This is a genomic window from Haloferax sp. Atlit-12N, from assembly GCF_003383095.1.
Classification (GTDB): domain Archaea; phylum Halobacteriota; class Halobacteria; order Halobacteriales; family Haloferacaceae; genus Haloferax.
This window is the reverse complement of sequence record NZ_PSYW01000001.1, coordinates 795,465-818,291: the sequence shown is the minus strand read 5'-3', so window position 1 is coordinate 818,291 and position 22,827 is coordinate 795,465. Positions and strand designations below refer to the sequence as shown.

Here is a 22,827-nt window from a genome sequence, read left to right as displayed (position 1 = left end):
AAGGATTCGTGCGTTTTCTTACTCGTCTAACTTCTCGCGGAGCAACTGGTTCACGGTGCCGGGGTCGGCGCTCCCCTTGGACTTCTGCATGACCTGCCCGACGAGGAAGTTCAGCGCGCCGCCCTCGCCGTTGTGGTAGTCCTCGACGGCGTCGGGGTTCTCGTCGATGGCTTCCTGCACGAAGCCGCCGATTTCGTCGTCGTCGGCCTTGCCGAGGCCTTCTTCGTCGACGATGGTGTCGGGGTCCTTGCCCTCGTCGAGCATCTCGCGGAGGACGATTTCCTCGGCGTTCTTCGTCGTCACCTCGTCGGCGTCGACGAGTTCGACGAGCCGCGTGAACTCGTCGAGGCGGTCCGACACGTCCGTGATGTGCATGTCGCGGTAGTTGAGTTCGCCGAGTAGGTTGTCGGCGACCCACGTCGCGGCGAGGTCGGCGTCGAACTCGGCGGCGACGTCCTCGAAGAAGTCCGCGACCTCCTTGGTCGAGGTAAGCTTCGAGGCGGACTCCTCGTCGATGCCGTACTCGGTGTGGAAGCGCTCGCGGCGGGCGTCGGGGAGTTCCGGAATCGGAATCTCTTCTTTCCAGTGGGCGACTTGGAGCGGCGGGAGGTCGGCCTCGCGGAAGTAGCGGTAGTCCTTTTCTTCTTCCTTCGAGCGCATCGAGACGGTGATGCCGCGGGACTCGTCCCAGTGGCGCGTCTCCTGTTCGACGGCGCGGCCGCGCTTGATGGCGTTCTTCTGGCGGGTGACCTCGTAGGCCAGCGCCTTCTCTGCGCCCTTGTGGCTGGAGATGTTCTTGACCTCGGTGCGGTTGGCCGCTTCGAGCGCCTCGTCGGAAATCGCGCCGTCGTCGTCGACCTCGTCGGCGGGGACGAGCGAGATGTTGGCGTCGATGCGGAGCGAGCCGTCGCGGGTGGCGTCGAACACGCCGAGGTATTCGAGCACCTCTTCGAGCTTCGCGAGGAACGCGCGGGTCTCCTGCGGGCTCCGGAAGTCGGGCTCGGTGACGATTTCGACCAGCGGCGTGCCGGCGCGGTTGTAGTTGACGAGCGTGTAGTCCGCCGTGTCGATGCTGCCGCCTTTGTGCTGGAGGCTGCCGGGGTCCTCTTCGAGGTGGGCGCGCGTGATGCCGATGTCGCGGCGGGTGCCCTCGACGGACACTTCCAGCGTCCCGTCGGCGCAGATGGGCGCGTCGTACTGGGTGATCTGGAAGTTCTTGGGCAGGTCGGGGTAGTAGTAGTTCTTCCGGTGGAAGCGGGTGTCCTCGGCGATATCGGCGTTCAGCGCCTTGCCGATTTTGACCGCCGACTCCACCGCCGCCTCGTTGAGCACCGGGAGCGCGCCCGGCAGCCCGAGACAGACGGGGCACACGCGGGTGTTCGGCTCCTCGTCCTCGGCAGGCTCGGTCGAACAGCTACAGAAAATCTTCGTGGCCGTCTCGAGTTGAACGTGGACCTCCAACCCGATGACGACCGCGAGTTCGCGCTGTTCGAGCGCTTGCGCAGTCATTGGGCGCGCTTCGACGGCGGTGGGCTAAAGACTAACGGGACCGCTCGCAGCGAACCCCGTCTGTGGGTCGCCGACGCCGACGCCGACACCGACCCCTGCCGCAACCGACAGACAATCACTAACGAGGTTTTATATGCTGGCGTTTCATCTCCACGATTCGCAGAATCTGTTCACATATGACAAACGATACTACCTCGGATAGATGGGCACCGATTCGCACCGGCGGCCGACTCTCGGCACACCTCCGGACGCACCTGACGGTTCTTCTCATCGTCGTCGTCGCGGAACTTATCGGCACGATAACGTTCCCGCTCGGGCCGGGACAGGTCGTGCTCCTGCCGCTCCTGTACGCCGTCGTCCTCGGCCTCGTCCTCAGTTACAGCGTCCTCGGGTCGCTCCTCGAACCGCTCCGGCGGGTCGTCGACGAGGACGTGAGCCGCATCGCTTCGCCGCTTCTCGTCATCGCGCTGATGCCGCTCGGCGTCAAGTACGGAACGCTCGTCGCGCCGTCGTTCTACGACCTCGTGGCGGCCGGGCCGGCGTTCGTCCTGCAGGAGTTCGGTAACCTCGGCACGATTCTCGTCGCGCTCCCGCTCGCCCTGCTTTTGGGCCTCAAGCGTGAGTCCATCGGGGCCGCTGTCAGCATCGCCCGCGAACCGACTCTCGGTGTCATCACCGACAAGTACGGCATCGAGTCACCTGAGGGCCGCGGTGTCCTCGGAACCTACATGACGGGGACGGTCCTCGGAACCGTCTTCTTCGGTCTGCTCGGCGGTTTCGCCCCCGCGACGGGACTCCACCCGCTGGCGCTCTCGATGGCCTGCGGCATGGGCTCTGCGAGTATGATGACTGCCTGTTCCACGTCGCTGGCGGCGGCCGTCGGCGGCGCGGGCGTCGCCGAGGACCAGATTCTGAGCTTCGCCGCGACGAGCAATCTCTTGACCGGCATCACGGGGCTCTACATGGTCATCCTCGTCGGCCTCCCGGTCATCACGCGCCTCTACGCGGTCCTCGCACCCGTACTCGGCCGCGGTACCGCCGCGGCCGATGGAGGTGAGTGAGATGTCGATGTCGACCCCGGAGTTCTCCGTCGAGTCGCTGAAGATGCTACTCGTGGTGGCGTTCCTGACGCTGACGGCGAACCTCCTCGCCACCGGCACCGGCTTCCTCGCCGCGCTCCCCGGCATGGCGCTCATCGTCCTCATCGGCCTCGTCGCTCTGCTTATGGGCCGACTGATTCCGCTCGACCTACCGGCGTTCGCCTACGCGATGATTCTCGCGTTCGCCCTGGCGCTCCCGTTTTCGCCGGTCCAAGCGCCGTTTCTGGCTGCTGTCGGGAAGGTCGACTTCCTCGCGACGACGACGCCGATTCTCGCCTACGCGGGACTCTCTATCGGCCTCCAGACCGGGAAGATGAAGGAAGTCAGCTGGAAGCTCGTCCTCGTGGCGGTGTTCGTCTTCTTCGGGACGTTCTTCGGCTCCGCGCTCATCTCGCAGGCCGTGCTCTCCGCACAGGGGATTATCTGATGACGACCGCCACCGACGACCGCTCCGCCCGCAGGAGTGAGACGCGATGACCGACGACGACCGCGTCGCGGCTCTCAAAGCCCGCGTCTGCGACGCTATCGACGACCGCGCCGACGAGATTATCGCCTTCGCGAAGGACGTGCAGGCCGAACCGGAACTCGGCTACAAGGAGGTCAAGACGACCGAGAAGGTCGTCTCGCTCTTCGAGGACCTCGACCTCGACGTGGAGACGGGACTGGCGATTACCGGCGCACGCGCTCGCGCTGGCTCCGGCGACTTCGTCGCGGCCGTCCTCGGCGAACTCGACGCGCTCGTCAACCCGGACCACCCGCTTGCGGACCCCGAGACAGGCGCGGTCCACGCCTGCGGTCACAACGCCCAACTCGCACACCTCGTCGGGACCGCCTTCGGCCTCGTCGGCAGCGGCGTCGTCGACGACCTCGACGGCGCGGTCGAGTTCGTCGCCGTCCCGGCCGAGGAGTATCTCGACCTCGACTACCGCCGCGAACTGCTCGAAGCGGGTGATATCGAGTTCTTCGGCGGCAAACAGGAGCTCATCCGCCGTGGCTACGTCGACGACTGGGACGCCGCCGCGATGATGCACGCCGGCAGCGACACGCCCGAACGGACGATTACGAGCGACTTCTCGACCAACGGCTTCGTCGGCAAGTTCGTCACCTATCGCGGGACCGAAGCACACGCCGGCGCGGCCCCCGAAGAGGGCGTCAACGCGCTCAACGCCGCGATGCTCGGGATGAACGCGGTCCACGCCCAGCGCGAGCGCTTCCGCGACGAGGACCACGTCCGCGTCCATCCCATCATCACCCGCGGCGGCGACGGCGTCAACGTCGTTCCCGCCGAGGTGACGATGGAGTCGTACGTCCGCGCGGCGTCCATCGAAGCTGTCTCAGAAGCAAACGAGTCGGTTAACCGGGCGCTCGCGTCCGGCGCGATGGGCGTCGGCGGCGACGTGGAAATCGAGGACTATCCCGGGTACATGCCGCTTCGGACCGACGAGACGATGGTCGCGTTCTACGACGAGAACGCCCGCGACATCGTCGGTCCCGACGCGGTCACGGCGGGGACGCCGCACCTCTCGGGGTCGACGGACATGGGCGACATCACACAACTCGTCCCCGGCATCCACCCGTGGACCGGCGGCTTCGAGGGCGCGGTCCACGCCCGGGACTTCCGGGTCGTCGACGAGGAGATGGCCTACGTCATCCCAGCGAAACTCACCGCCTGCACGCTAGTCGACCTGCTCACCGACTCCGAGGCGATGGCCGAGGTCCGCGCGGCGAAAGCCGAAAAGCGCAGTCGCGAGGAGTACCTCGACGCGGTCCGGTCGCTCCGGACCACGACGACCGAGTCGTACCGGGACTGAGCGGGCGACGGCGAGCGTGCGAGGGCGGGGTCGCCCGCACACGTATCACATTTTCGGTGATTGTCTGACGCACATTTATGTCTCACGCGCGGGGCTATGTTACCCATGAGTAACCGGGTGGAGGAACTCGAATCCAAAGTCGCAGAACTGCAGGCCGCCGTGAACGGGCTCACCGAGGAACTCGTCGAGACCAAAGAACGGCTTCGCCAGCTCGAAGACGCCAACGACGTGGACGTTCCCTCGCGGGCCGCGACCCGTCGCGGCGACTGGGAGACCGAAGACGAGTCCGCCGCGGAGGCCGCCGAAGCCGACGAGGCGTCGTCGGCCGACGGCGATGAGACTAAACCGGACGAGGCCGACGAGACTGACGAAGGCGACGGCGAGACCCCCGACGACGACATCATCGTCGCGTAATCGGGCGCGCCGTCCGACGCGAGCGCGCCCCGTGTTCATGCGGCGCGCTCCACCTGCGGGCGTCGCCCGCGTGAACACCAACCCATGCACATCAAAGAGCTCGTCCTTGACGGTTTCAAGAGCTTCGGGCGGCCGACTCGCATCCCGTTCTACGAGGATTTCACGGTCGTTACGGGCCCGAACGGTTCCGGCAAATCGAACATCATCGACGGCGTCCTCTTCGCGCTCGGCCTCGCCCGCACCCGCGGGATTCGCGCCGAGAAGCTGACGGACCTCATCTACAACCCCGGTCACGCCGACGGGAGTGACGAGGCCGCGAAACAGCCGAAAGAGGCGAGCGTCACGGTCGTCCTCGACAACTCCGAGGGGACGCTCGACCGCTCGCAGGTCGTCAACGCCGCCGGCACCGACAAGGTCGGCGACGTCGAGGAGATAACCATCAAGCGCCGCGTCAAGGAGACGCCGGACAACTACTACTCGTACTACTACCTCAACGAGCGCTCGGTCAACCTCTCGGACATCAAGGACCTGCTCGCGCAGGCGGGCATCACCCCCGAGGGCTACAACGTCGTCATGCAGGGCGACGTGACCGAGATTATCAACATGACGCCCTACCAGCGGCGGGGCATCATCGACGAAATCGCGGGCGTCGCCGAGTTCGACGAGAAGAAAGACGCCGCCTTCGAGGAGTTAGAGGCGGTCGAAGAGCGCGTCGACGAGGCGGACCTCCGCATCGAGGAAAAAGAGACGCGCCTCGACCAACTCGCCGACGAGCGCGAGACCGCGCTCACCTACAAGGGACTCCGCGAGGAGAAAGAGGAGTACGAGGGCTACCTGAAGGCCGCGGAACTCGAAGACAAGCGCGACGACCTCTCGCGGACCGAATCGCGCATCGAGTCCACCGAGGCCGACCTCGAAGACCTACAGGCCGAACTCGACGAGCGACAGGGGAAAGTCACCCGGCTCGAAGAAGACCTCGAAGACCTCACCCACGAGATAGAGCGCAAGGGCGAGGACGAACAGCTCCGCATCAAGTCGGAGATGGAGGAGATAAAGGGCGACATCTCCCGGCTCGAAAACGCCATCGAGGCGGCCGAGGAAAAGCGCGACGACGCCGAGGCCGAGCGCCGGAAGGCGTTCATCGACATCGACCGCAAGCAAGAGCAGATCGACGACCTCGAAGACGACATCCGCGAGGTCAAAGTCGAGAAGGCGTCGGTCAAAAGCGACATCCAGTCCAAGCGGGTCGAACTCTCCGAGGTACAGTCCGAAATCGACTCGGTCGACACCGAGTTCGACGAACTGAAATCGGAACTCGCGGAGCGAAAGGAGACGCTCGACGACCTCAAAGACGAGAAGAACGACCGCCAGCGCGCCAAGGACCGCCTGCTGGACGACGCGCGCCGCCGCTCGAACCAGATTTCGGAGACCCGAGACGAACTCGAACGCGCCCGCGAGCGCATCCCCGAACTGAAGGCGACCGTCTCCGACCTGCACAGCGAACTCGACACCGCCGAGAAGAACAAGGCGAAGATAGACGGCGTCATCGAGGACCTGCAGGCCGAGAAGGCCGACCTGAACGACGAACTCTCGGAGGTCACGGACGAACTCCAGACCAAGCAGTCGGAGTACGCCCGCCTCGAAGCCCGCGCCGGCAAAGACGGCGACAACTCGTGGCCACGGGCCGTCACGACCATTCTCAACGCTGGTATCTCCGGCGTCCACGGCGCGGTCGGCCAACTCGGCTCCGTCGACGGCGAGTACGCGAAAGCCTGTGAGACAGCCGCCGGCGGCCGCCTCGCCAACGTCGTCGTCGACGACGACGGCGTGGGGTCGTCCTGTATCGACCACCTGAAGTCCCGCAACGCGGGCCGCGCGACGTTCCTGCCCATCACGAAGATGGACAATCGGAGCCTGCCGCGCAAGCCCAACGCCCCTGGCGTCGTGGACTTCGCGCGCAACCTCGTCGACTACGATTCGCAGTACGAGTCGATTTTCTCGTACGTCCTCGGGTCGACGCTCGTCGTCGAGGACATGGAGACCGCCCGGGACCTGATGGGCGACTACCGTATGGTCACCCTCGACGGCGACCTCGTGGAGCGCTCCGGCGCGATGACCGGCGGCTCCGGCGGCGGCTCTCGCTACTCCTTTTCGAAGTCCGGCGAGGGCAAACTCGACCGCCTCGCGAAGGAGATTACGAAGCTCGAAGACCGCCGTCGCTCGCTCAACGAGGAGATTCGGGACATCGACGACGACCTCGACGACGCCCGCGGGCGGGCTTCCGACGCCGCCGACCGCGTCCGGACCATCGAGCGCGAAATCGAGGACGCAGAGGAGGACATCGAGGACGCCGAAGCCGAAATCGACCGCCTCGACGACCGCCTCGACGAACTCCAGTCCGAACGCGAGTCGGTGGACGAACAGATGTCCGACCTCGACGACGAAATCGCCGACCTCGACGACGAAATCGAGACGGTCGAGGCCGCCATCGAGGACATCGAGGCCGAACTCGCGGACTCCGAGATTCCAGAGCTCACCGCCCGCGCCGACGATATTCGCGCGGACATCGACGACCTCGAAGACCGGATGTCGACGCTCGACGGCCGGCTCAACGAGATTCAACTCGAAAAGCAGTACGCGGAAGACGCGGTCGACGACCTCCACGACACGGTCGAGGCCGCCCAGAACCGCAAAGCCGAGGCTCGGAAGTCCATCTCCGAGGCGGAGTCGAAAATCGAGGAGCGCGAGGACGACCTCGAGGCCAAGCGCGAGGCGGTCGCCGAACTCGAAGAGGAACTGGTCGACCTCAAGGAGGACCGCACGGAGCTACAGGGCGACCTCCGCGAGGCCCGGAGCGCCCGCGACGAGAAGAAAGACCGCGTGAGCGCGGTCGAATCGAAGCTCGAAAGCATGCGGTCGGCCGCCGAGCGCCTCGAGTGGGAGATAGACGAGCTCGAATCGCAGGTCGGCGACTACGACCCCGACGAGATTCCCGACCACGATACGGTCGAGTCCGAAATCGAGCGGCTCACCGAGGAGATGGAGGAACTCGAACCGGTCAACATGCTCGCTATCGACGAGTACGACGACGTGAAAGCCGACCTCGAAGCCCTCCAGGAGCGCCGCGACGTGCTGGTCGAAGAGCGCGACGCCATCGCCGACCGCATCGACCAGTACGAGTCCCAGAAGAAGGCGACGTTCATGGAGTCGTTCGACGCCATCGCCGAGAACTTCACCGACATCTTCGAGCGCCTGTCGAACGGCACGGGCCACCTCCAGTTGGAGAACCCCGAAGACCCCTTCGAGGAGGGCCTGACGATGAAGGCCCAACCGGGCGACAAGCCCATCCAGCGCCTCGACGCCATGTCCGGCGGCGAGAAGTCGCTGACGGCGCTCGCGTTTATCTTCGCCATCCAGCGCCACAATCCCGCGCCGTTCTACGCGCTCGACGAGGTCGACGCCTTCCTCGACGCCGCGAACGCCGAGCGCGTCGGCCAGATGGTCGACGACCTCGCGGGCGACGCCCAGTTCGTCGTCGTCTCGCACCGCTCCGCGCTCCTCGAACGCGCCGAGCGCGCCATCGGCGTGACGATGCAGGGCGACAACGTCAGCGCCGTCACGGGTATCCAGTTCGGCGGCGACGGCGAGGCTGGAAGCGACGCGGACGGACCGGACGGAGACGACGGCGGAAGCGGCGACGGCGACGACGCAGACGGTGGTGACGGCGGCGGAGCCGACGCGGACGTGGAAGCGGAGGTTCCGGCGGATGACTGACGACATCCCCGAACTGAACCTCTCTCGCGGGCGCGGCGAGCGCGACGCGAGCGAGGACGATGACGACGCGGTCTTCTCGTTCGCCACCGACACCGCCGCGTCCGACTCCGACGACTCTCCCGCCCCCGCCGAACCCGACGCGATGGACGAGGTCCTCCCGGAAGACGTCTCGGAGACCGACGACGACGAGGTCGAACCGGTCGAACTCCTCGTCCAACTCGCCAAGGAGGGGACTATCGACCCGTGGGACATCGACATCGTGGAGGTCACCGACGCCTTCCTGAACCGCCTCGACGCGATGGACCTCCGGACGACCGGGCGGGCGCTGTTCTACGCGAGCGTCCTCCTGCGCATGAAGTCCGACGAACTCCTCGCGCCGGACGAACCCGACGAGGAGGAACTCGAACCGTGGGAACTCGCCTTACAGGGCGGTGGCGATGAGGGCCATCCGGGCGACGACGGCGACGGCCCGCCCGGCTTCGACCCCATCGACGCGCTGGAAGACGAGATGGACCGGCGGCTCGAACGCAAGCACGCCCGCGGGTCGCCGGAGACGCTGGACGAACTCGTCCGCGAACTCCGTGAGGTCGAACGCGGGTCGTGGTGGAAGCGCCGGCGCGAGTACGACACCTCCGAGTCGCCGCGCGGCTTCTCCCGCGGGACGCAGACGCTCGACTACCACACGCCCGGCGAGATGCGCGGCGCGGGCGAGCCCACGGAGGACGACGTGACGGGAACCGCCCACAACGAGGACATCGAGGCGGTCGTCGAGGCCGTCGGCGACGTGCTCGCCACCCACTACGAGAAGGGCCGCGACGAGGTGCTGTTCGCCGAGATACGCGACGTGGCCGACACCGTGATGACGACCTACCTCGCGCTCCTGTTTCTGTCCCACCGGAGCACGGTCTACCTCAAGCAGGACGACCTGTTCGGCGACCTCTGGATTCGGAACCCCGAGGTGTTCGACGCCGACCCCGGCGCGGGGTCAGAAGTGGACGCGGACGCCGAGGATGCCGACGGCGCGGCCGCCGAGACGGAGACGGGCGACCGCGGTTCCGCCGCCGCCGCCGACGACGCCGACGACGCTGACGCCGACAGCGACGACCCCGAACTCGAAGCCGAGGCCATCGCGGACGACTAGCTATTTTATCGGTCCCGTCGTCAGTCTCGGACGTGCCCCACCCGACCCTGCTCTCCAGCACGCTCCGACGACTGACGGTCGCGGTCTCGCTCGTCACGTCGACGCTGTTCGCGGCGCTCACGGCGGCGATTCTGTTTCCCCAGTCGGCAATCTGGACGTGGGCGCTGCTGTTTTTCGTCCCCATCTTCTGGCTGCATTGCTACTTCCCCGGCTACGTCTCGTACAGTCCGACCTCGTTCGGCCGCGTCCGCGAGGTGGTCACGTCGGCGCGGGCGGTCCGCGAGTGCGTCGTCTGCGGCGAGGCGGACGACAGCGGCGTCGCCCGGGAGTTCAGCACGCAACTCGTCGTCGCGGGCATCCCGATTTCGACGACCGACAGCGGGGAAAACGAGTACTGTGCGCGCTGTCACGCGGTCGAGTTCTCGCCGGACGACGAAGCGGTGCGTGGCGAACGCGAGGTGGCGGAGCCGGAACGCGACTCGCCAGAATCCACAGAACTGAACGGTTGAGCCGGCTTAGTCGACGTACTGGTCGATGAGCGGCGCGAGCTTTGCTTTCGTCTCGGCGGGGATGGCCTCGTCGGGCGTGTTGATGGTCCCTTCGAGCGCAGTGTGGCTGTCGGTCTCGTGGCCGTCGGGAATCTTGCGGATGGCGGCCTCGACGGTCTCCTTGATTGCCTCCTCGTTGGCGGCGGCGTTCTTCAGCACTTCGTCGAGCGTGACTTCGCTGTCTTCCTTCCAGACGTCGTAGTCGGTGACGCCGGTGATGGTCGCGTAGGCCATCTCGGCCTCCCGGGCGAGTTTGGCCTCGGGGATGGTCGTCATGCCGATGACGTCCCAGCCCTGCGCGCGGTAGTGTTCGCTTTCGGCCTTCGTGGAGTACGAGGGGCCCTCGATGCAGACGTAGGTGCCGCCCTCCTGGACCTGCGCGTCGGTCGCCTCTTCGGCGGCCTCGGCGAGGATGGAGACGAGTTCCTCGTCGTACGGCATCGCGAAGGGCTGGTGGACGACGATGCCCTCGTCGAAGAACGTCAGGGGACGGTGTTTCGTGCGGTCGTAAATCTGGTCGGGGACGACGAGCGTCTGCGGCGGCAGGTCCTCTTTGAGGCTGCCGACGGCGTTGCTGGCGAGGACGTGGGTGACGCCGAGTTGCTTCAGCGCGAAGATGTTCGCGCGGTAGGGGAGCGTCGTCGGCGAGTGCTGGTGGTCCGGGCCGTGTCGCGGGAGGAAGACGACCTCGCGGCCGGTGTCGCCGAACTCGCCGACGATGGGCGTCGTTGAGGGTTCGCCGAACGGCGTCTCGACGGGTTCCTCGCGGGTGTTCTCCAGCGGGAGCGCCTCGTAGATACCGCTGCCACCGATGAATCCGATTTTCATACTCGGAGGTGGAGGAGGGCGCACAAAATCGTGGCGAAACGGGGGCTACACCACGAAGCCGTGGTCCAAGAGGTAGATGAGCACCGAGAGCGCGGGCACGCTGAGGAGCGTCGTCGCGAAGACGGCCGCGGAGACGAACTCGGCGAGCGAGGTGGCAGAGCCGGTTCCGGTGGCGTCGCCGAACTCCGCGACGAGGATGAGCGGCGTGACGGCCGCGGGCATCGCGGATTCGAGGACGAACGTCCGCGCGACCGTCGGGTCGCCGAAGCCGGCGACGAGCGCGACGCCGACCGCGACCGCGGGCGCGACGACTATCTTGAGCGCGGCGACGACGCCGACTTCCGAGAGCGTGGAGCCGAGGTCGGCCCCCGCGAGTTGGATGCCGAGGATGAGAAGCATCATCGGAATCGACGAGTCGCCGACGAGCCGCAACGTCTCCATCGCGGGGACGCCCGTCGGCGGGACGACACCAAGCCACCGAGCGGCGAGCGCGGCGACGACGGCGTACACGAGCGGGATGCGGACGATACGTTCGAGGCCGACGCGCCACCCCGGCGCGCCGTCGTCGCGGTCGCCCCCGCGACCGGCGATGTACACGCCTAACGTGTAGATGAGGACGCTCTGGACGGCGAGGTAGACGACGGCCGTCGAGCGGCCGGTGTCGCCGAAGGCGAACGAACTGACGGGGATGCCGTAGTTCCCGGAGTTCGGAAAGGCGGCGACGAGGACGAGCGCCCCGAGGAGGGGTTCGGAGACGCCGGCGAGTCGGGCGACGCCGCCCGCGACGAGGAGCATGGCGACGTGGTAGACGACGACGCCGGCGGTGATGGTCGCCAGCGTCTCGCCGGCGAGTTCGGTCGTCGCGAGGCTGTAGAACACGAGCACCGGCGCGAGGACGTACACCGTGACCGTGTTGAGTGGCTCGGGGTCAACGTCGCGGACGCGGCCGAGGGCGAAGCCGACCGCGCCGATAGCGAGAATCGGCAGAAGCGCGGTGACGAAGATAGAAAACAGCGACATGCGCGTGCCGAAGCGCGTCACGCAAACGAACGTTTCGCTTCGGGCGAGTCCGGAAGGAGGTCGAGTATGAGCAGAGAGAATGACTCTGTTGAAATTCTCAAAACCTGATAGATGTCGTGTGCTGAATAGAGAGGGCGTATGCAGCAGAGTGATGACCCAATACAGGGCAGATATCAACGGAACCGACAGCTATCACAGACCCCGCCACGTTTCTCTAGGAACAATCGTTATCTTTCGACCGGAACTAAGTGCACCATGGGCAAGTACGAGGCCGTGTTCGAGATCGATTCGAAGACAGACGCGCACGCCGTTGAACTACTGATGGAGCGTCTGTACAACTCACTCCGGGAGGAGTCACGGACACTTCGCAAGGGGTCGAGTGACTCGACAGAGATGTTAGAACAGTTCGAGACGATTCGGAACGCCACGCGAAGGCCAACGCCCGGTAGATTGATTCTGCGGTACGAATCTCGGGACGAAGAATTCGAAGGGTGAGCGGGCGGAGCAGTTCTGGCTATCTGCAGCACACGCGCGTTGTATTCAGCACGCCCTCAGCAATCTATCAGCGGCTGCGGATCCCAACAGAGCCAGAGAGATGCAACCGACTGTCGAAGCAGTCAAACGGGACCGAAGGTTCGAACAAGTCGAAGCAGTCAACGAATCGGGCGAACCGAGTGCGCCGCGTTCAGGCCCCGACGCCGTCGTTTTCGAGGAGTCGCCACGCGCCGTCGCCGGTGGACTCGACGTAGCCGCGGCGCTCCATCTCGGACATGACTTCCGGCATCCGGTCGGGTTGGGCGATTTCCATCTCGATGCGGTCCACGTCGTGGAACTCCGCGAGGTAGTGGCGGATGTCTTCGAGTTCGAAGGTGTCGTCGTCGGCTTTCGCCATGACGCCCGAGGTGAGGTCGATCATGTCCTCGATGAAGTTCCACGGGTAGACGACCCACGCCCACTCTTCGAGGCGCTCGCCGACGTAGTCGGGTTCGAACTCGCTGGTCTGGAGGAGTTGGAGCGTCGCGGTCCGGACCTCGCCCGCGTTGCGCTCGTTGACGTACTCGTGTGCGCGCTTGATGGAGCCGCCGGTGTCGGCGATGTCGTCGATGATGAGCACGTCCTTGCCCTCGACGCTGCCTTCCGGCATCGGGTAGCGGACCTCCGGCTCGTTCGATTTCTGGGCCGTCCCGACGTAGTGTTCCATCTTCAGGCTCGTCAGGTCGTCCAGCCCGAGGAAGTCACAGATGCACCGGCCGGCGAACCAGCCGCCGCGGGCCAACGCGACGATGACGTCGGGTTCGAACTCGGATGTTTTGACCTCGTCCGAAACGTCGCGGCAGAGGCCGTAGATGTACTCCCAGTTCGTGATAGTACAGTTAAACTCGTCGGGGAGGTCGCCCATATATTCCGTTCACCGTGCGTACTGCCGCGCCTGACGCCCTTTAATTTGTACGACTCGCCCCGCCCGTGTGTCGGCGTGTCAAAACCGCTCGAACCGACGTTATGGGACGACTAACCGGGAAACCCGTCGTTCAGGCGGACACTAACGCATGTTAACAAGGGGCATAGTTATGTCGAGTGCCGGAGTATGCGGATTTGTAGGTGAAACAGAATGCACACGTGTGGTAACTGTGGTGAGTTCGTCTCCCGAGACTTCGTCCGCGTCTTCGGCAACGACATGGACGAGGTCGTCGGGTGTCCAGCCTGTATGAACATGCGCGAAGTGATGCAGGGCGACGGCGCAGCTCAAACGAGCGGCCGCGTCCGGTGGACCCGCGCGTGAATCGGCCGCTATCGACCGACCCGCGCTCGTCTCCTTCTCTCCAACTTCTCGGGTAATCCGGCCGCCGACCCGCTGGTTTGATACATCGCCGTGTAGTGCGCCTTTCCATGGATAGCCGACGCGCCCTCCTCGTCGACGCTTTCACGACCGAACCGCTGTCCGGCAACGCGGCCGGGGTCGTCCCCGACGCCGACGGCCTCGACGCGGCGCAGATGCGCGCCGTCGCCGCCGAACTCGGTGCGAGCGAGACGGCGTTCGTCTGCTCGTCGGCCGCCGCGGACCGCCGCATCCGCTATTTCACGCCGCAACAGGAAGTCAACCTTTGCGGCCACGCGACTATCGCGGCTCACGCCCATCTCGCGGCCGAACGCGAACTCGAACCGGGCACGCACACGCTGGAGACGAACGTCGGCACCCTCGACATCGAAATCAGCGACCTCGGCGAGGTGTGGATGACGCAGGACGCGCCGACGGTGCGCCCGCTCGAAGTCGACTACGACCGCCTCGCGGCGGCACTCGGCGTCGATGACGCCGCGCTCCGCGACGTGGGCGCGGACCTCCCCGTCGCGGTCGCCTCCACGGGGCTTCCCTTCCTCGTCGTCCCGGTCAACTTCCTCGAACACCTCTCGGGTGCGGACCCTGACGACGCCGCCATCGCCGACCTCGCCGCCGAACACGACGCCGCGGGCGTCTACGCCTTCACCTTCGACGCCATCGACGGCGATTCCACGCTCCATGCGCGGTGTTTCGCGCCCGGTATCGGCATCTCCGAGGACCCCGCGACCGGCACCGCCGCCGGTGCCTGCGGCGCGTACCTCCGGCAGGTCGGCGCGTTCGACTCCATGCCGGACGAACTCCGCTTCGAACAGGGTCACTTCGTGGACCGGCCGGGAACCGTCCGCGTGCGAGTCGGCGCGGAGATACGCGTCGGCGGCCGCGCGGTGCAGTCGCTCGACGGCGAAATCGTCGTCCCGGAGTTCGCAGACGACGACATCATCGAAGCCTGAACGCCCGGTCTGAAAACGAGTCGGTCCGCGACGGCCGGGGCGGCCTCAGCCGATGTACCGGAGGTCGTCGTCGCTGGCGATGGTTCCCTGCTGTTGCTGTTGCATCTCCTGAATCTTCGCGGCGACTTCCTTCATCTCCTCGGCGCGCTCTTCGAGCGACTCGAAGTCGACGCTGAACTCGAGGAGGTCCTGCAGAACCTCGATGACGACCTGCGCGCTCTGCGGGTCGACGAGGTAGCCGCTCGTCTCGCCCATCAGGCACGTCGCGTCGAGCCCGCGGCGACTGCCGAGGCCGAGGAGGAGTCCCGAGACGCCGACGACGCCGCCGGCGGGTTCGTCTTCGCGGAACTCGACGCCCGCTTCTTCGAGTTCGTCGAGGCGCGATTCGTCGGCGACGGCCCCGAGGACCGACGGCTCGTCGACGAGCTCGCCGGTCGGGACGCCGCCCAGCGCGAACAGTCGCTCGACGCCGAACTCCTCGGCCACGTCGAGGAAGGCGTCGGTGAGGTGGTAGTGGCCCTCGTTGGACTGTGCCTGATGGTCGCCCGTCAGCAAGAGCAGGTCCGGCCCCTCTCCGGGCGTCTCGACGGCGTGAATCGCGGCGTGGGTCAACTCGGCGACGCCCTCGTCGATGCTCACCTGCGGCGGGAACACGTCGGCGTAGACGCGGCGGACCAGCGTGGCCTCCTCGAACTCCTCCAGCAGGTGCTCGACGGCGAGTTTGCCGACGTTCCCGACGCCCGGCAGCCCCTCGATGAGGACTGGGTCGGTGAGGTCGACCTCCTCGACAGCCTCGATTTCGATGTCGTCCATGCACGTAGTGGTGGCCGCGCCGGTTAAGAGAGCGTCGGTAGCCGAAGACGCAGACAGCTACTCCGACTCCTCGGCGAGACGGCGCTTCCGCGCGCGGCGGTACTCGCCGTAGGGGTCTTCGGGATTGTACGGGGCGGGCGCGCTGTTCTCGGTGGGTGCGCCGCACTCCGGACAGGTCTCAGAAAGTGAGTACACCGGGCGGTCGTGGCGGTCGCGCCACGCGCTGCACACCCGGATGTCAGATTTCATGCGATTACTCTTCGTCGCCGCTGCGTTCGCGGTGGTACTCCGCGGTTCCGCCCGCGGCCTCGATGACCTCGCGGGCCCGAGCGACGCTCGATTCGAGCTCCGTCTCGGCGGTCTTGTAGTCGGGCGCTTTGACCTTGACGCGGTACTCGGGCGCGCCGACGTACGTGACCGACAGTTCGATTTCGTCGCCGATTTCGCCGTCGCCTTCGGCGGCCTTCAGGGCCTCCTTTACGTCGTCGACGCCGTCGCCCGCGGGCGAGCGCAGGTCGACGTAGCCGGTGACGTTGACGTAGGGCACCGACACGTTCTGACGCGCGGTGTCGACGATGGCTTCGAGTTCGTCGTCGTCGAGTTCGACGTCTTCGAGCGCTTCGAGACCGTGAATCGCGGCTTGCTCGAAGCCGTCGTAGAGCGATTCGAACTCGGCGAGCAGGGCGTTAGCGATGGACTGGTAACGGTCGTCGGCGATGTCCTCGCCGAACGCCAGCGCCATCCACTTGTCGGCCTTCTGCTCGTTTTTCCACTCCTGAATCTTCTCTTTGCGCTGGTGCTCGTTGACGTCCTTGATCGAGAGGTCGATCTGCTGGGAACTCTCGTTGACTTCGAGCACTTTAGCGACGACTGTCTGTCCCTCGCGGACGTGGTCGCGAACGTTCTTGATCCATCCGCTGGCGACCTCGCTGATGTGGCAGAGGCCGCGCTTGTCTTCGTACTCTTCGAGGTCGACGAAGACGCCGAAGTCCGCGATGTCGTCTACCTTTCCGACGACGAGTTCGCCGGGGTCAGGCCATCCGCTGTACTTCATACGAGGTCCTCCAGGGAGTTACGCCTCAAGTTCGTCGCTGTCGCGACGCTCGACCGTCTCGACGACCTCGCCGTGGAACTCGGCGTTGCCGCCGGTCGGCGTGGCGAGGGTCGTCCCGCAGACGGCGCAGTTGACGACCGAGGAGGCCTTTCCGAAGACGACCTGTTCGTTCTCGCAGTCGCTGCACGCGACCTTGTAGAAGTTTCCTGCCATGATTTACTCCTGGAACTCCAGGCGACCGGCGCGCCAGCCCTCGCGCATGTGGGCCTTGCCACAGTCGGAGCAGATGTACTTCAGGTGGGTCTTCTTCGTCGGCTTGTCGCCACCGGGCACCTTGGAGAACTTACCGGCGTTACCGATGGTGGCCTTGCCGCGTCGCGTCTGACGGGCGTTCCACTTCATGCCGGTCGGGCGTCCCTTCCGGACCTTCTCCACTTCGTGCTCGTGGTGACCCTTGCAGTTCGGGCAGTACGTGTTGAAACGGCGTGGCATCTGCATAGATATCGACCTTGTGCTGGGTTTTGGTGTGGCCCGTTAAAACCCGTTTGGTTCGACGCGGCCCCTGAACTCGCCGCAACCGGGCGTTCGCCGTGTCACATGTGGGCAGCCCACGGTGACTGCAGCGTCCGCGGTTCCCCCGCCGCAGCCGCACGCCCGAAGCCGAAGCGATTAAGCGGTGACTGTGCCAATCCCGGCACATGAAGAAGCTCATCATCCACGGCGACCCCGGCGTCCGCCGCGACGGCGTCATCGAGTACGACGGCGAGGAGTACGTCCTGTTCTCCGTCGACCGACAGGGCGACTGGCACGGCCCCGACCGCGTCCAGCTGTGGTGCACCGTCGGCACCGAAGACGAGCGCGAGGCGTTCGAAAAGCGCGAGTTCGTCCCGCACTGGCTCGACACCGAGGGTGTCGACGCCGAGGCCGTCGAGGTCGTTCGCGAGCGCGGCGCGGCCTAAGGTAGTCTCGCTTCTTCTACCTCGTAGACCACGACCGACCCCGACCGGTGGACCGGCGTCAGCCACGCCACGTCCGTCTCTATCTCCTCGTAGCGAGCGCGCTCGCCCGGGCCGACCCACACGTACTGCACGTCGTACTGCTCGATGAGCCGCGCTCGCGTCGACTCGTTGCCGACGTACATCGCGTCCACGTCGCGCACGCGGTCGTAGTACGCGTCGGGGCCGCGGTAGCCGACCTCGTGCGCCCAGCCGGCGACCGTCGGCACGCCCGTCAGGCTCGACTCCGGATTCCCGCGCCAGCCGTACATGACGGTCTCGCGCTCGTCGCTCACGGTCGCGGACCACGTCGTCCCCGGCGCGGTGAGCATCGTCGGGTTGCCCTCGACGGTCTCGTCGAGCCACGTGATTGCGGCCGACTCGTTTTCGTGCCACCACTCCGCGAAGGCCGTCGCGTCCAGCGTCTCCTCCTGGCGGGGCGTGTTCGCGTGGTCGGCGACGGCCAGTCCGCCGTACACCGAGGTGGAGGCGACGAGGAGGACGACGAAGGCGACGCCGACGGCGCTGACCGCGCCCCCGCGGACGCTGAGGTCGACCCTCGGAAGCGACACGTCGCTCGCGGCGACCGCGTTGCCGACGAAGCCGGCTAACACGGCCCCCATCGCGCTCCCCCAGAGCACCCAGACCTGCATGTACGTCTTGAACACCGTGTTCATCCGACCGGGGCCGGCCTGCTCGTTCACGTAGATGAGTTCGACGAGCGTCACGAGACCCGCGCCGGCGACGACGAGCACCGTCTCGAATCGCGGGTCGTCGGCGAACCGGAGGAGCACCCAGCCGACGGCGACGAGGGGGGCGACGAGCGCGAGCGCGGCGAACGAGTGGACGGCCGCGACGACGGTCAGCGCTGCGAAGCTCCCGAGAAGCACGACCCACTCGCGCCCGCCGAGGCCGTCCTGCGCCCCGAGGCGGCGGACGTAGTAGCCCGCGAACGCCGCGAGGAACGCCCCGTGGACGAGCGCCAGCGCGCCGAACCCGCTTCGCTGGTCGGGCGCGAGAATCTCGACCGTCCGGGAACTTCCCCCGCCCGCGACCGCGCCGAGGAGGAACGGGCTGGCGAGGACGGCGGCGACGACGCCGGCGAGTCCGACGGCCGCAACCGTGCCACCGAGGCGAGCTAACTCGCCGGCGACTGGGTTGTCGCCGACGACCGAGCGAACGCGCGCTCGGCCCGGGAACAGCGTCCACGGGCGCGCGGGTGCGAAGACCATCCCGAGGAACAGCACGCCGAACACCGACGGGAAACTCCACGTGTCGATGACGACTTGGAGCGCGCCGACGAGCGTCGTCGCGGCGACGAGGAGTCTGCGCTCCCCGACCGCGTCTTCGGGCGTCCGGAAGTACGCGAAGGCGAGGCCGGCCGCGAGAAGCAGAAACGGCGTGCCCATCATGTGGGCGTGGAGGTCGCCGTTGAGCCACGCGAAAAGTGGGAACTCGTTGATGGTGCCCGGAATCACGCGGCTCGCGCTCCAGTACGAGAAGTTCGAGGTCCCGGCGAGCACCTGCTCGACGGTGTACTGCGACCGCTCGGCGACGGCCTGCGCGACGGGTCGGCGCACCCCCTCGGGGAGCGCGGCGAGGGCGAACCGCCCCGCGGTGACGAGGTTGCTGGCGAAGCCGACGAAGAACGCCGAGAGCAGGCCGCCGATTCGACCGTTCGCGCCCGAGGCGGCCGCGACACCGCGTCCGAGTTCGAACGCCGCGGTGACGAGGACCCCGAAGAAGCCGGCGAGCGCGAGGTTGTAGGCGAACGACGGGTCGGTGGCGCTGAGCCGCGCGAGGAGAATCGACACGAGGTGGCCGCCGTAGTAGTAGCGGACCGGTTCGCCGGCGAACCACATGTCCTCCGGCGGGAGGACCGACGCGCGAGCGAGCGACTGGAGGAGGCCGAAGTCGAGGAACTTCTCGCCGCCGCCGGCGTGGACCGAGGGGTCCAACGCCCGGAGCGAGACCGCGAACAGGAAGGCGACGAGGAACACCGCGGCCGCGTCGGCGACGGCGCGCCGGTCGATGTCGAGGCCGGGCGCGAGTCGGAGGTCGCCGCCGCGGAGTGCATCGAGGTCGAGCCCCGCGACCGCTGATGCGACGAGGAGCGTCCCGACGCCGGCGACGAGGGCGACGGGGCCGAACGAGAGGTGGCCGACGTAGTAGGCGGGGAGGGTCAAGACGACGAGCGAGACGGGGAGGGCGAGTCCGGCACCGCGACCGGGAAGGCGTCGGAACAGGCGGGTCGCGAGGGGAAGGCCGACCGCCCAGAGGGTCGCGAACAGCAGCAACCACCGGACAACGAGGGCGTACTCCATCTGTCCGATGACTGCGCCGCGGGTGCAATACGTTTTGTGATGGCCGGTGCGCACCAGAGCGGTTCGCTTTTTACCCCATTGAGTGAATGGTCGTGCATGTCGCAGTCTGTCGGGATGGTGGTCCCCGCCTATCGGCCCGACCCCGAGCGTCTGGTCCCCTACGTCCACGCTCTCGTCGAGGAACTGGACCCCGAGGTGGTCCGGGTCGAACTCGACGCACCGCGGCCCGAGACGCTCGACGCCCTCGCTGCCCTCCCCGATGTCGCTCACGTGAACCCGGTCGACGCCCGCCGCGGCAAGGGCGCGGCCATCACCGCCGGGTTCGAGTCGCTCCGCACGGACATCCTCGCGTTCGCCGACGCCGACGGGAGCACCCCGGCCGCGTCGATGGCCGACGTCGTCGCCGCCGTCCACGACGGCTCCGACCTCGCCGTGGGGTCGCGCCGCCACCCGAACGCGACCGTCGCCTCCCACCAGACGGTCGCCCGGCGCTACCTCGGCGACGGCTTCGCGTGGCTGGCTCGCCACCTGACCGAAGTCCCGCTGTACGACTACCAGTGCGGCGCGAAGGCCATCACCGCCGCGGCGTGGAACGACGTTCGGACCCACCTGTACGAGCCGGGGTTCGCGTGGGACATCGAACTCATCGCCGTCTCGGGCGCGTTCGGCCACCGTGTGGCCGAGGTGCCGGTCGTCTGGGAAGACCAGCCCAACTCGACTGTTTCGCCGGTCGATACGACGCTCAAGATGGCCCGCGGGCTGCTCCGGTCGCGCCACCGCGCCCGGACGATTCGCGAGGACCGCCTCCACGAACTCATCGACGCTCGGAACGACGAGCGGACCCTCGTCGAGCAGTTCTCGGCGGAGGTCACGGATGACTGACCGGGTCTCGGCGCTCGTCTCCGGCACCCGCTTCGGCAAGTTCGCCTCCGTGGGTGCGGTCGGCGCGGTGTTCGACCTCTCCCTGAGCAGTCTCCTCATCGTCTTTTTCGGCGTCGCCAACGAACTCGCGAAGCTCGCCGGCGCGGAGCTCGCAATCATCATCATGTTCGTCATCAACGACCGCTGGACGTTCGCGGGCGCGGGCTCGGACCTCCTCACCGCGAAGGTCCGGCGCTTCGTGAAGTCGAACCTCGTGCGGAGCGGCGGCCTGCTCGTGCAGGTGCTCGTCGTCCGGGCGCTCGGCGAGGTGCCGCTGTCGATTCCGGTCGCCGGTATCGACCTCTGGGAACTCATCCCCCTCCCCCTCGCTATCGGCGCGTCGATGCTCCTGAACTACGTCGCCGAGAGCCTGTTCACGTGGCGCATCGCGGCCCGTTCGAGTCAGCGCGACTCACGGTGAAAATTGACACACAGCGGCCGAAACAGAAGTCTTAACAATAGCAGACTCGTTTGTTGATTCAGCGGGATGGGATAGCCAGGAGATTCCGCCGGGCTCATAACCCGGAGATCGGTAGTTCAAATCTACCTCCCGCTATGGTTTTGCTGACCTCAACTCCTGAGCGCCGAGGCTCGGCTCGGCGCGACCCACGAGGTCGGCCACATAGCACAGTAGAGTTGAACCGGGGAGCGTCAGCGACCGGGGTTCAACTCTACCTCCCGCTATTCTCCTGAAAACGACACCCCAAGCGGCGCGTCTCGAACGTTATACTTCGCCGACAAAATTTATTCAGTTGTCTCCAGTACCACCTGTATCGACCCTGCCGCTTTGCACCACCCATGCCCTCTCTGACACGTCTCACCCCATTCCCTCGGATTTTCGCCGTCGAGGTCGTCCTCGCCGTCGTGTTTCTCGCCATAGGGGTGGTTCCGTTTGCCCTGTTCTCGGAGACGGGGCTCTCCGCACCTCCCGGAGTCGGGTGGCTGTGGGGGCCTGCCCTGTTCTCGCTCATTGCGCTCTGGGTTCTTCTCGTCGCGCACGCTCTCGGCGACGGATGGCATCTGCTTCGGCGTCGAAAAATCGACGCGCTGGACGACCGAGAGAGTCTCGTCAACGGCGTCTTTCGGACGGTCGAAACGCTCTCCGCACTCGCGGCACCAGTCGTTCCGTTCGTCCTCGTAGACCGCTCGTCGGATGCCCCGCTGCCACCGGGGGCAGCCGTGGCAATCGTCCTGTTCATTGCTGCGCCGCTGTGTGTGGCCGCCGTGACTGTTCTCCTGCATGCTGGGTGGTTGCTGTGGGTCGGTGGTGACTCGTCGCGCGGTTTAGACACGGGACCGTACTGACCGCTTTCGAAGGAGATTTTCGACCCCGACCCAACGAGAGCACAATGAGCGACCTCGAACGAATCTGCGCGGTGGGCGACGTGCCCGACGACACGACCTTTCTCTTTCGGGTCCGCGCGGCCGACGACGCCGACGCCGAGGAACGCGAGGCCATCCTCGTCCGCACCGACGACGGCATCCAAGGCTGGCTGAACTACTGTATGCACCTGACGCACATCAAACTCGACAAGGGCTCCGGCGCGCCGATGCGCAACGGCGAGGTCATCTGCCAGAACCACGGCGCGTATTTCGAGGCCGACACGGGCTACTGCAACTACGGCCCCTGCGAGGGCGCGGTGCTCGACGACCTCGAACTCACGGTCGACGGCGACCACGTCTTCCTCTCAGACGACGAGTTCGACTACGTCGGACAGGGCGCAATCGAGACCGACCCTGTCGACCGGAGTTCAAGTTCGAACGTCGAGTTCTGACGGCGGGCGCGGC

Annotated in this window: 25 protein-coding genes and 1 tRNA gene; 15 read left to right on the top strand and 11 right to left on the bottom strand. The window is 66.5% G+C overall.

The window, feature by feature from the left end:
- Nucleotides 1–18: 18 nt before the first annotated feature.
- The gene (gene gatB / locus C5B90_RS04245; protein ID WP_115879350.1) at nt 19–1,509 is read right to left on the bottom strand and encodes an Asp-tRNA(Asn)/Glu-tRNA(Gln) amidotransferase subunit GatB; all 1,491 of its coding nucleotides are present in this window, start codon (nt 1,507–1,509) and stop codon (nt 19–21) included.
- A gap of 176 nt (nt 1,510–1,685) precedes the next feature.
- Here gatB and C5B90_RS04240 point away from each other — a divergent pair, with 176 nt between their 5' ends.
- The 7 genes from C5B90_RS04240 (at nt 1,686) to C5B90_RS04210 (ending at nt 10,258) form a co-directional block, all read left to right on the top strand.
- Nucleotides 1,686–2,570 (top strand): DUF3100 domain-containing protein, encoded by an 885-nt coding sequence (locus C5B90_RS04240; RefSeq protein ID WP_115879348.1) that lies wholly within the window; start codon nt 1,686–1,688, stop codon nt 2,568–2,570.
- 1 nt (nt 2,571) lies between these two features.
- On the top strand, nt 2,572–3,036 hold the full coding sequence (locus C5B90_RS04235) for a hypothetical protein (RefSeq protein WP_058827273.1): 465 nt from the start codon (nt 2,572–2,574) through the stop codon (nt 3,034–3,036).
- Between the two features lie 46 nt (nt 3,037–3,082).
- Nucleotides 3,083–4,420 carry an amidohydrolase gene (locus tag C5B90_RS04230; RefSeq protein ID WP_115879346.1) on the top strand — a complete coding sequence of 446 codons (1,338 nt, stop codon included), beginning with the start codon at nt 3,083–3,085 and terminating at the stop codon, nt 4,418–4,420.
- A gap of 105 nt (nt 4,421–4,525) precedes the next feature.
- A complete protein-coding gene (locus C5B90_RS04225; RefSeq protein ID WP_115879344.1) occupies nt 4,526–4,834 on the top strand; it encodes a chromosome segregation protein SMC in 309 nt (102 codons plus the stop codon).
- An 84-nt stretch (nt 4,835–4,918) separates the two neighbouring features.
- Complete coding sequence (gene smc, locus C5B90_RS04220) at nt 4,919–8,608, top strand: chromosome segregation protein SMC (protein ID WP_115879342.1); 3,690 nt, start codon at nt 4,919–4,921, stop codon at nt 8,606–8,608.
- Nucleotides 8,601–9,749 carry a segregation/condensation protein A gene (locus C5B90_RS04215; protein WP_115879340.1) on the top strand — a complete coding sequence of 383 codons (1,149 nt, stop codon included), beginning with the start codon at nt 8,601–8,603 and terminating at the stop codon, nt 9,747–9,749. The genes smc and C5B90_RS04215 overlap by 8 nt, the downstream gene beginning before the upstream one ends.
- 32 nt (nt 9,750–9,781) lie before the next feature.
- Nucleotides 9,782–10,258 carry a hypothetical protein gene (locus C5B90_RS04210; RefSeq protein ID WP_115879338.1) on the top strand — a complete coding sequence of 159 codons (477 nt, stop codon included), beginning with the start codon at nt 9,782–9,784 and terminating at the stop codon, nt 10,256–10,258.
- Nucleotides 10,259–10,264: 6 nt separating this feature from the next.
- Here the strand turns inward: C5B90_RS04210 and mtnP are convergent, their stop codons facing one another.
- Together mtnP and C5B90_RS04200 are read right to left on the bottom strand one after the other, a co-directional pair.
- Nucleotides 10,265–11,125: an S-methyl-5'-thioadenosine phosphorylase gene (gene mtnP / locus C5B90_RS04205; protein WP_115879336.1), complete on the bottom strand. Its 861-nt coding sequence runs from the start codon at nt 11,123–11,125 to the stop codon at nt 10,265–10,267.
- Between the two features lie 45 nt (nt 11,126–11,170).
- Nucleotides 11,171–12,166: an AEC family transporter gene (locus C5B90_RS04200; protein ID WP_115879334.1), complete on the bottom strand. Its 996-nt coding sequence runs from the start codon at nt 12,164–12,166 to the stop codon at nt 11,171–11,173.
- 234 nt (nt 12,167–12,400) lie between these two features.
- On the opposite strand from C5B90_RS04200, the gene C5B90_RS04195 reads away from it, so the two are divergent.
- Nucleotides 12,401–12,640, top strand: coding sequence for a hypothetical protein (locus C5B90_RS04195; protein WP_115879332.1), 240 nt, complete (start codon nt 12,401–12,403; stop codon nt 12,638–12,640).
- Nucleotides 12,641–12,830: 190 nt separating this feature from the next.
- On the opposite strand, the gene C5B90_RS04190 is transcribed toward C5B90_RS04195, so the two are convergent.
- A complete protein-coding gene (locus C5B90_RS04190; protein ID WP_004044241.1) occupies nt 12,831–13,544 on the bottom strand; it encodes a phosphoribosyltransferase in 714 nt (237 codons plus the stop codon).
- Nucleotides 13,545–13,754: 210 nt separating this feature from the next.
- Here C5B90_RS04190 and C5B90_RS20735 point away from each other — a divergent pair, with 210 nt between their 5' ends.
- Complete coding sequence (locus C5B90_RS20735; RefSeq protein WP_004044240.1) at nt 13,755–13,925, top strand: hypothetical protein; 171 nt, start codon at nt 13,755–13,757, stop codon at nt 13,923–13,925.
- Nucleotides 13,926–14,032: 107 nt separating this feature from the next.
- Entirely contained in the window at nt 14,033–14,932 is a 900-nt protein-coding gene (locus tag C5B90_RS04185; RefSeq protein ID WP_115879330.1) for a PhzF family phenazine biosynthesis protein, read from the top strand.
- A 45-nt stretch (nt 14,933–14,977) separates the two neighbouring features.
- On the opposite strand, the gene C5B90_RS04180 is transcribed toward C5B90_RS04185, so the two are convergent.
- Genes C5B90_RS04180 through C5B90_RS04160 form a run of 5 tightly spaced genes read right to left on the bottom strand, consistent with a single transcriptional unit; the run spans nt 14,978 to nt 17,297 of the window.
- On the bottom strand, nt 14,978–15,745 hold the full coding sequence (locus C5B90_RS04180; RefSeq protein WP_115879328.1) for a proteasome assembly chaperone family protein: 768 nt from the start codon (nt 15,743–15,745) through the stop codon (nt 14,978–14,980).
- 57 nt (nt 15,746–15,802) lie between these two features.
- Nucleotides 15,803–15,994 carry an RNA-protein complex protein Nop10 gene (locus tag C5B90_RS04175; protein ID WP_058568455.1) on the bottom strand — a complete coding sequence of 64 codons (192 nt, stop codon included), beginning with the start codon at nt 15,992–15,994 and terminating at the stop codon, nt 15,803–15,805.
- 4 nt (nt 15,995–15,998) lie between these two features.
- On the bottom strand, nt 15,999–16,799 hold the full coding sequence (locus C5B90_RS04170) for a translation initiation factor IF-2 subunit alpha (RefSeq protein ID WP_115879326.1): 801 nt from the start codon (nt 16,797–16,799) through the stop codon (nt 15,999–16,001).
- Nucleotides 16,800–16,817: 18 nt separating this feature from the next.
- Nucleotides 16,818–17,012 carry a 30S ribosomal protein S27e gene (locus C5B90_RS04165; RefSeq protein ID WP_004044235.1) on the bottom strand — a complete coding sequence of 65 codons (195 nt, stop codon included), beginning with the start codon at nt 17,010–17,012 and terminating at the stop codon, nt 16,818–16,820.
- Between the two features lie 3 nt (nt 17,013–17,015).
- A complete protein-coding gene (locus C5B90_RS04160) occupies nt 17,016–17,297 on the bottom strand; it encodes a 50S ribosomal protein L44e (protein ID WP_004972860.1) in 282 nt (93 codons plus the stop codon).
- A gap of 200 nt (nt 17,298–17,497) precedes the next feature.
- Between C5B90_RS04160 and C5B90_RS04155 the strand changes: the two genes are divergently transcribed.
- Complete coding sequence (locus C5B90_RS04155) at nt 17,498–17,758, top strand: HAH_0734 family protein (RefSeq protein WP_058568453.1); 261 nt, start codon at nt 17,498–17,500, stop codon at nt 17,756–17,758.
- Here C5B90_RS04155 and C5B90_RS04150 read toward each other — a convergent pair.
- A complete protein-coding gene (locus C5B90_RS04150; protein ID WP_115879324.1) occupies nt 17,755–20,118 on the bottom strand; it encodes a DUF2298 domain-containing protein in 2,364 nt (787 codons plus the stop codon). The genes C5B90_RS04155 and C5B90_RS04150 overlap by 4 nt on opposite strands.
- 96 nt (nt 20,119–20,214) lie before the next feature.
- Between C5B90_RS04150 and C5B90_RS04145 the strand changes: the two genes are divergently transcribed.
- The 3 genes from C5B90_RS04145 to C5B90_RS04135 all read left to right on the top strand — a co-directional run bounded on the left by C5B90_RS04145 (nt 20,215) and on the right by C5B90_RS04135 (nt 21,595).
- A complete protein-coding gene (locus tag C5B90_RS04145) occupies nt 20,215–21,000 on the top strand; it encodes a glycosyltransferase (protein ID WP_115879322.1) in 786 nt (261 codons plus the stop codon).
- Nucleotides 20,993–21,460, top strand: a complete 468-nt coding sequence (locus C5B90_RS04140) for a GtrA family protein (protein WP_115879320.1) — start codon at nt 20,993–20,995, stop codon at nt 21,458–21,460. The genes C5B90_RS04145 and C5B90_RS04140 overlap by 8 nt, the downstream gene beginning before the upstream one ends.
- Nucleotides 21,461–21,520: 60 nt before the next feature.
- Nucleotides 21,521–21,595: transfer RNA gene (locus C5B90_RS04135), tRNA-Met, on the top strand.
- A gap of 188 nt (nt 21,596–21,783) precedes the next feature.
- On the opposite strand, the gene C5B90_RS20500 is transcribed toward C5B90_RS04135, so the two are convergent.
- Nucleotides 21,784–22,281 carry a hypothetical protein gene (locus C5B90_RS20500; RefSeq protein WP_158547210.1) on the bottom strand — a complete coding sequence of 166 codons (498 nt, stop codon included), beginning with the start codon at nt 22,279–22,281 and terminating at the stop codon, nt 21,784–21,786.
- A 107-nt stretch (nt 22,282–22,388) separates the two neighbouring features.
- Here C5B90_RS20500 and C5B90_RS04125 point away from each other — a divergent pair, with 107 nt between their 5' ends.
- The gene (locus C5B90_RS04125) at nt 22,389–22,814 is read left to right on the top strand and encodes a Rieske 2Fe-2S domain-containing protein (RefSeq protein ID WP_115879316.1); all 426 of its coding nucleotides are present in this window, start codon (nt 22,389–22,391) and stop codon (nt 22,812–22,814) included.
- Nucleotides 22,815–22,827: the final 13 nt, after the last annotated feature.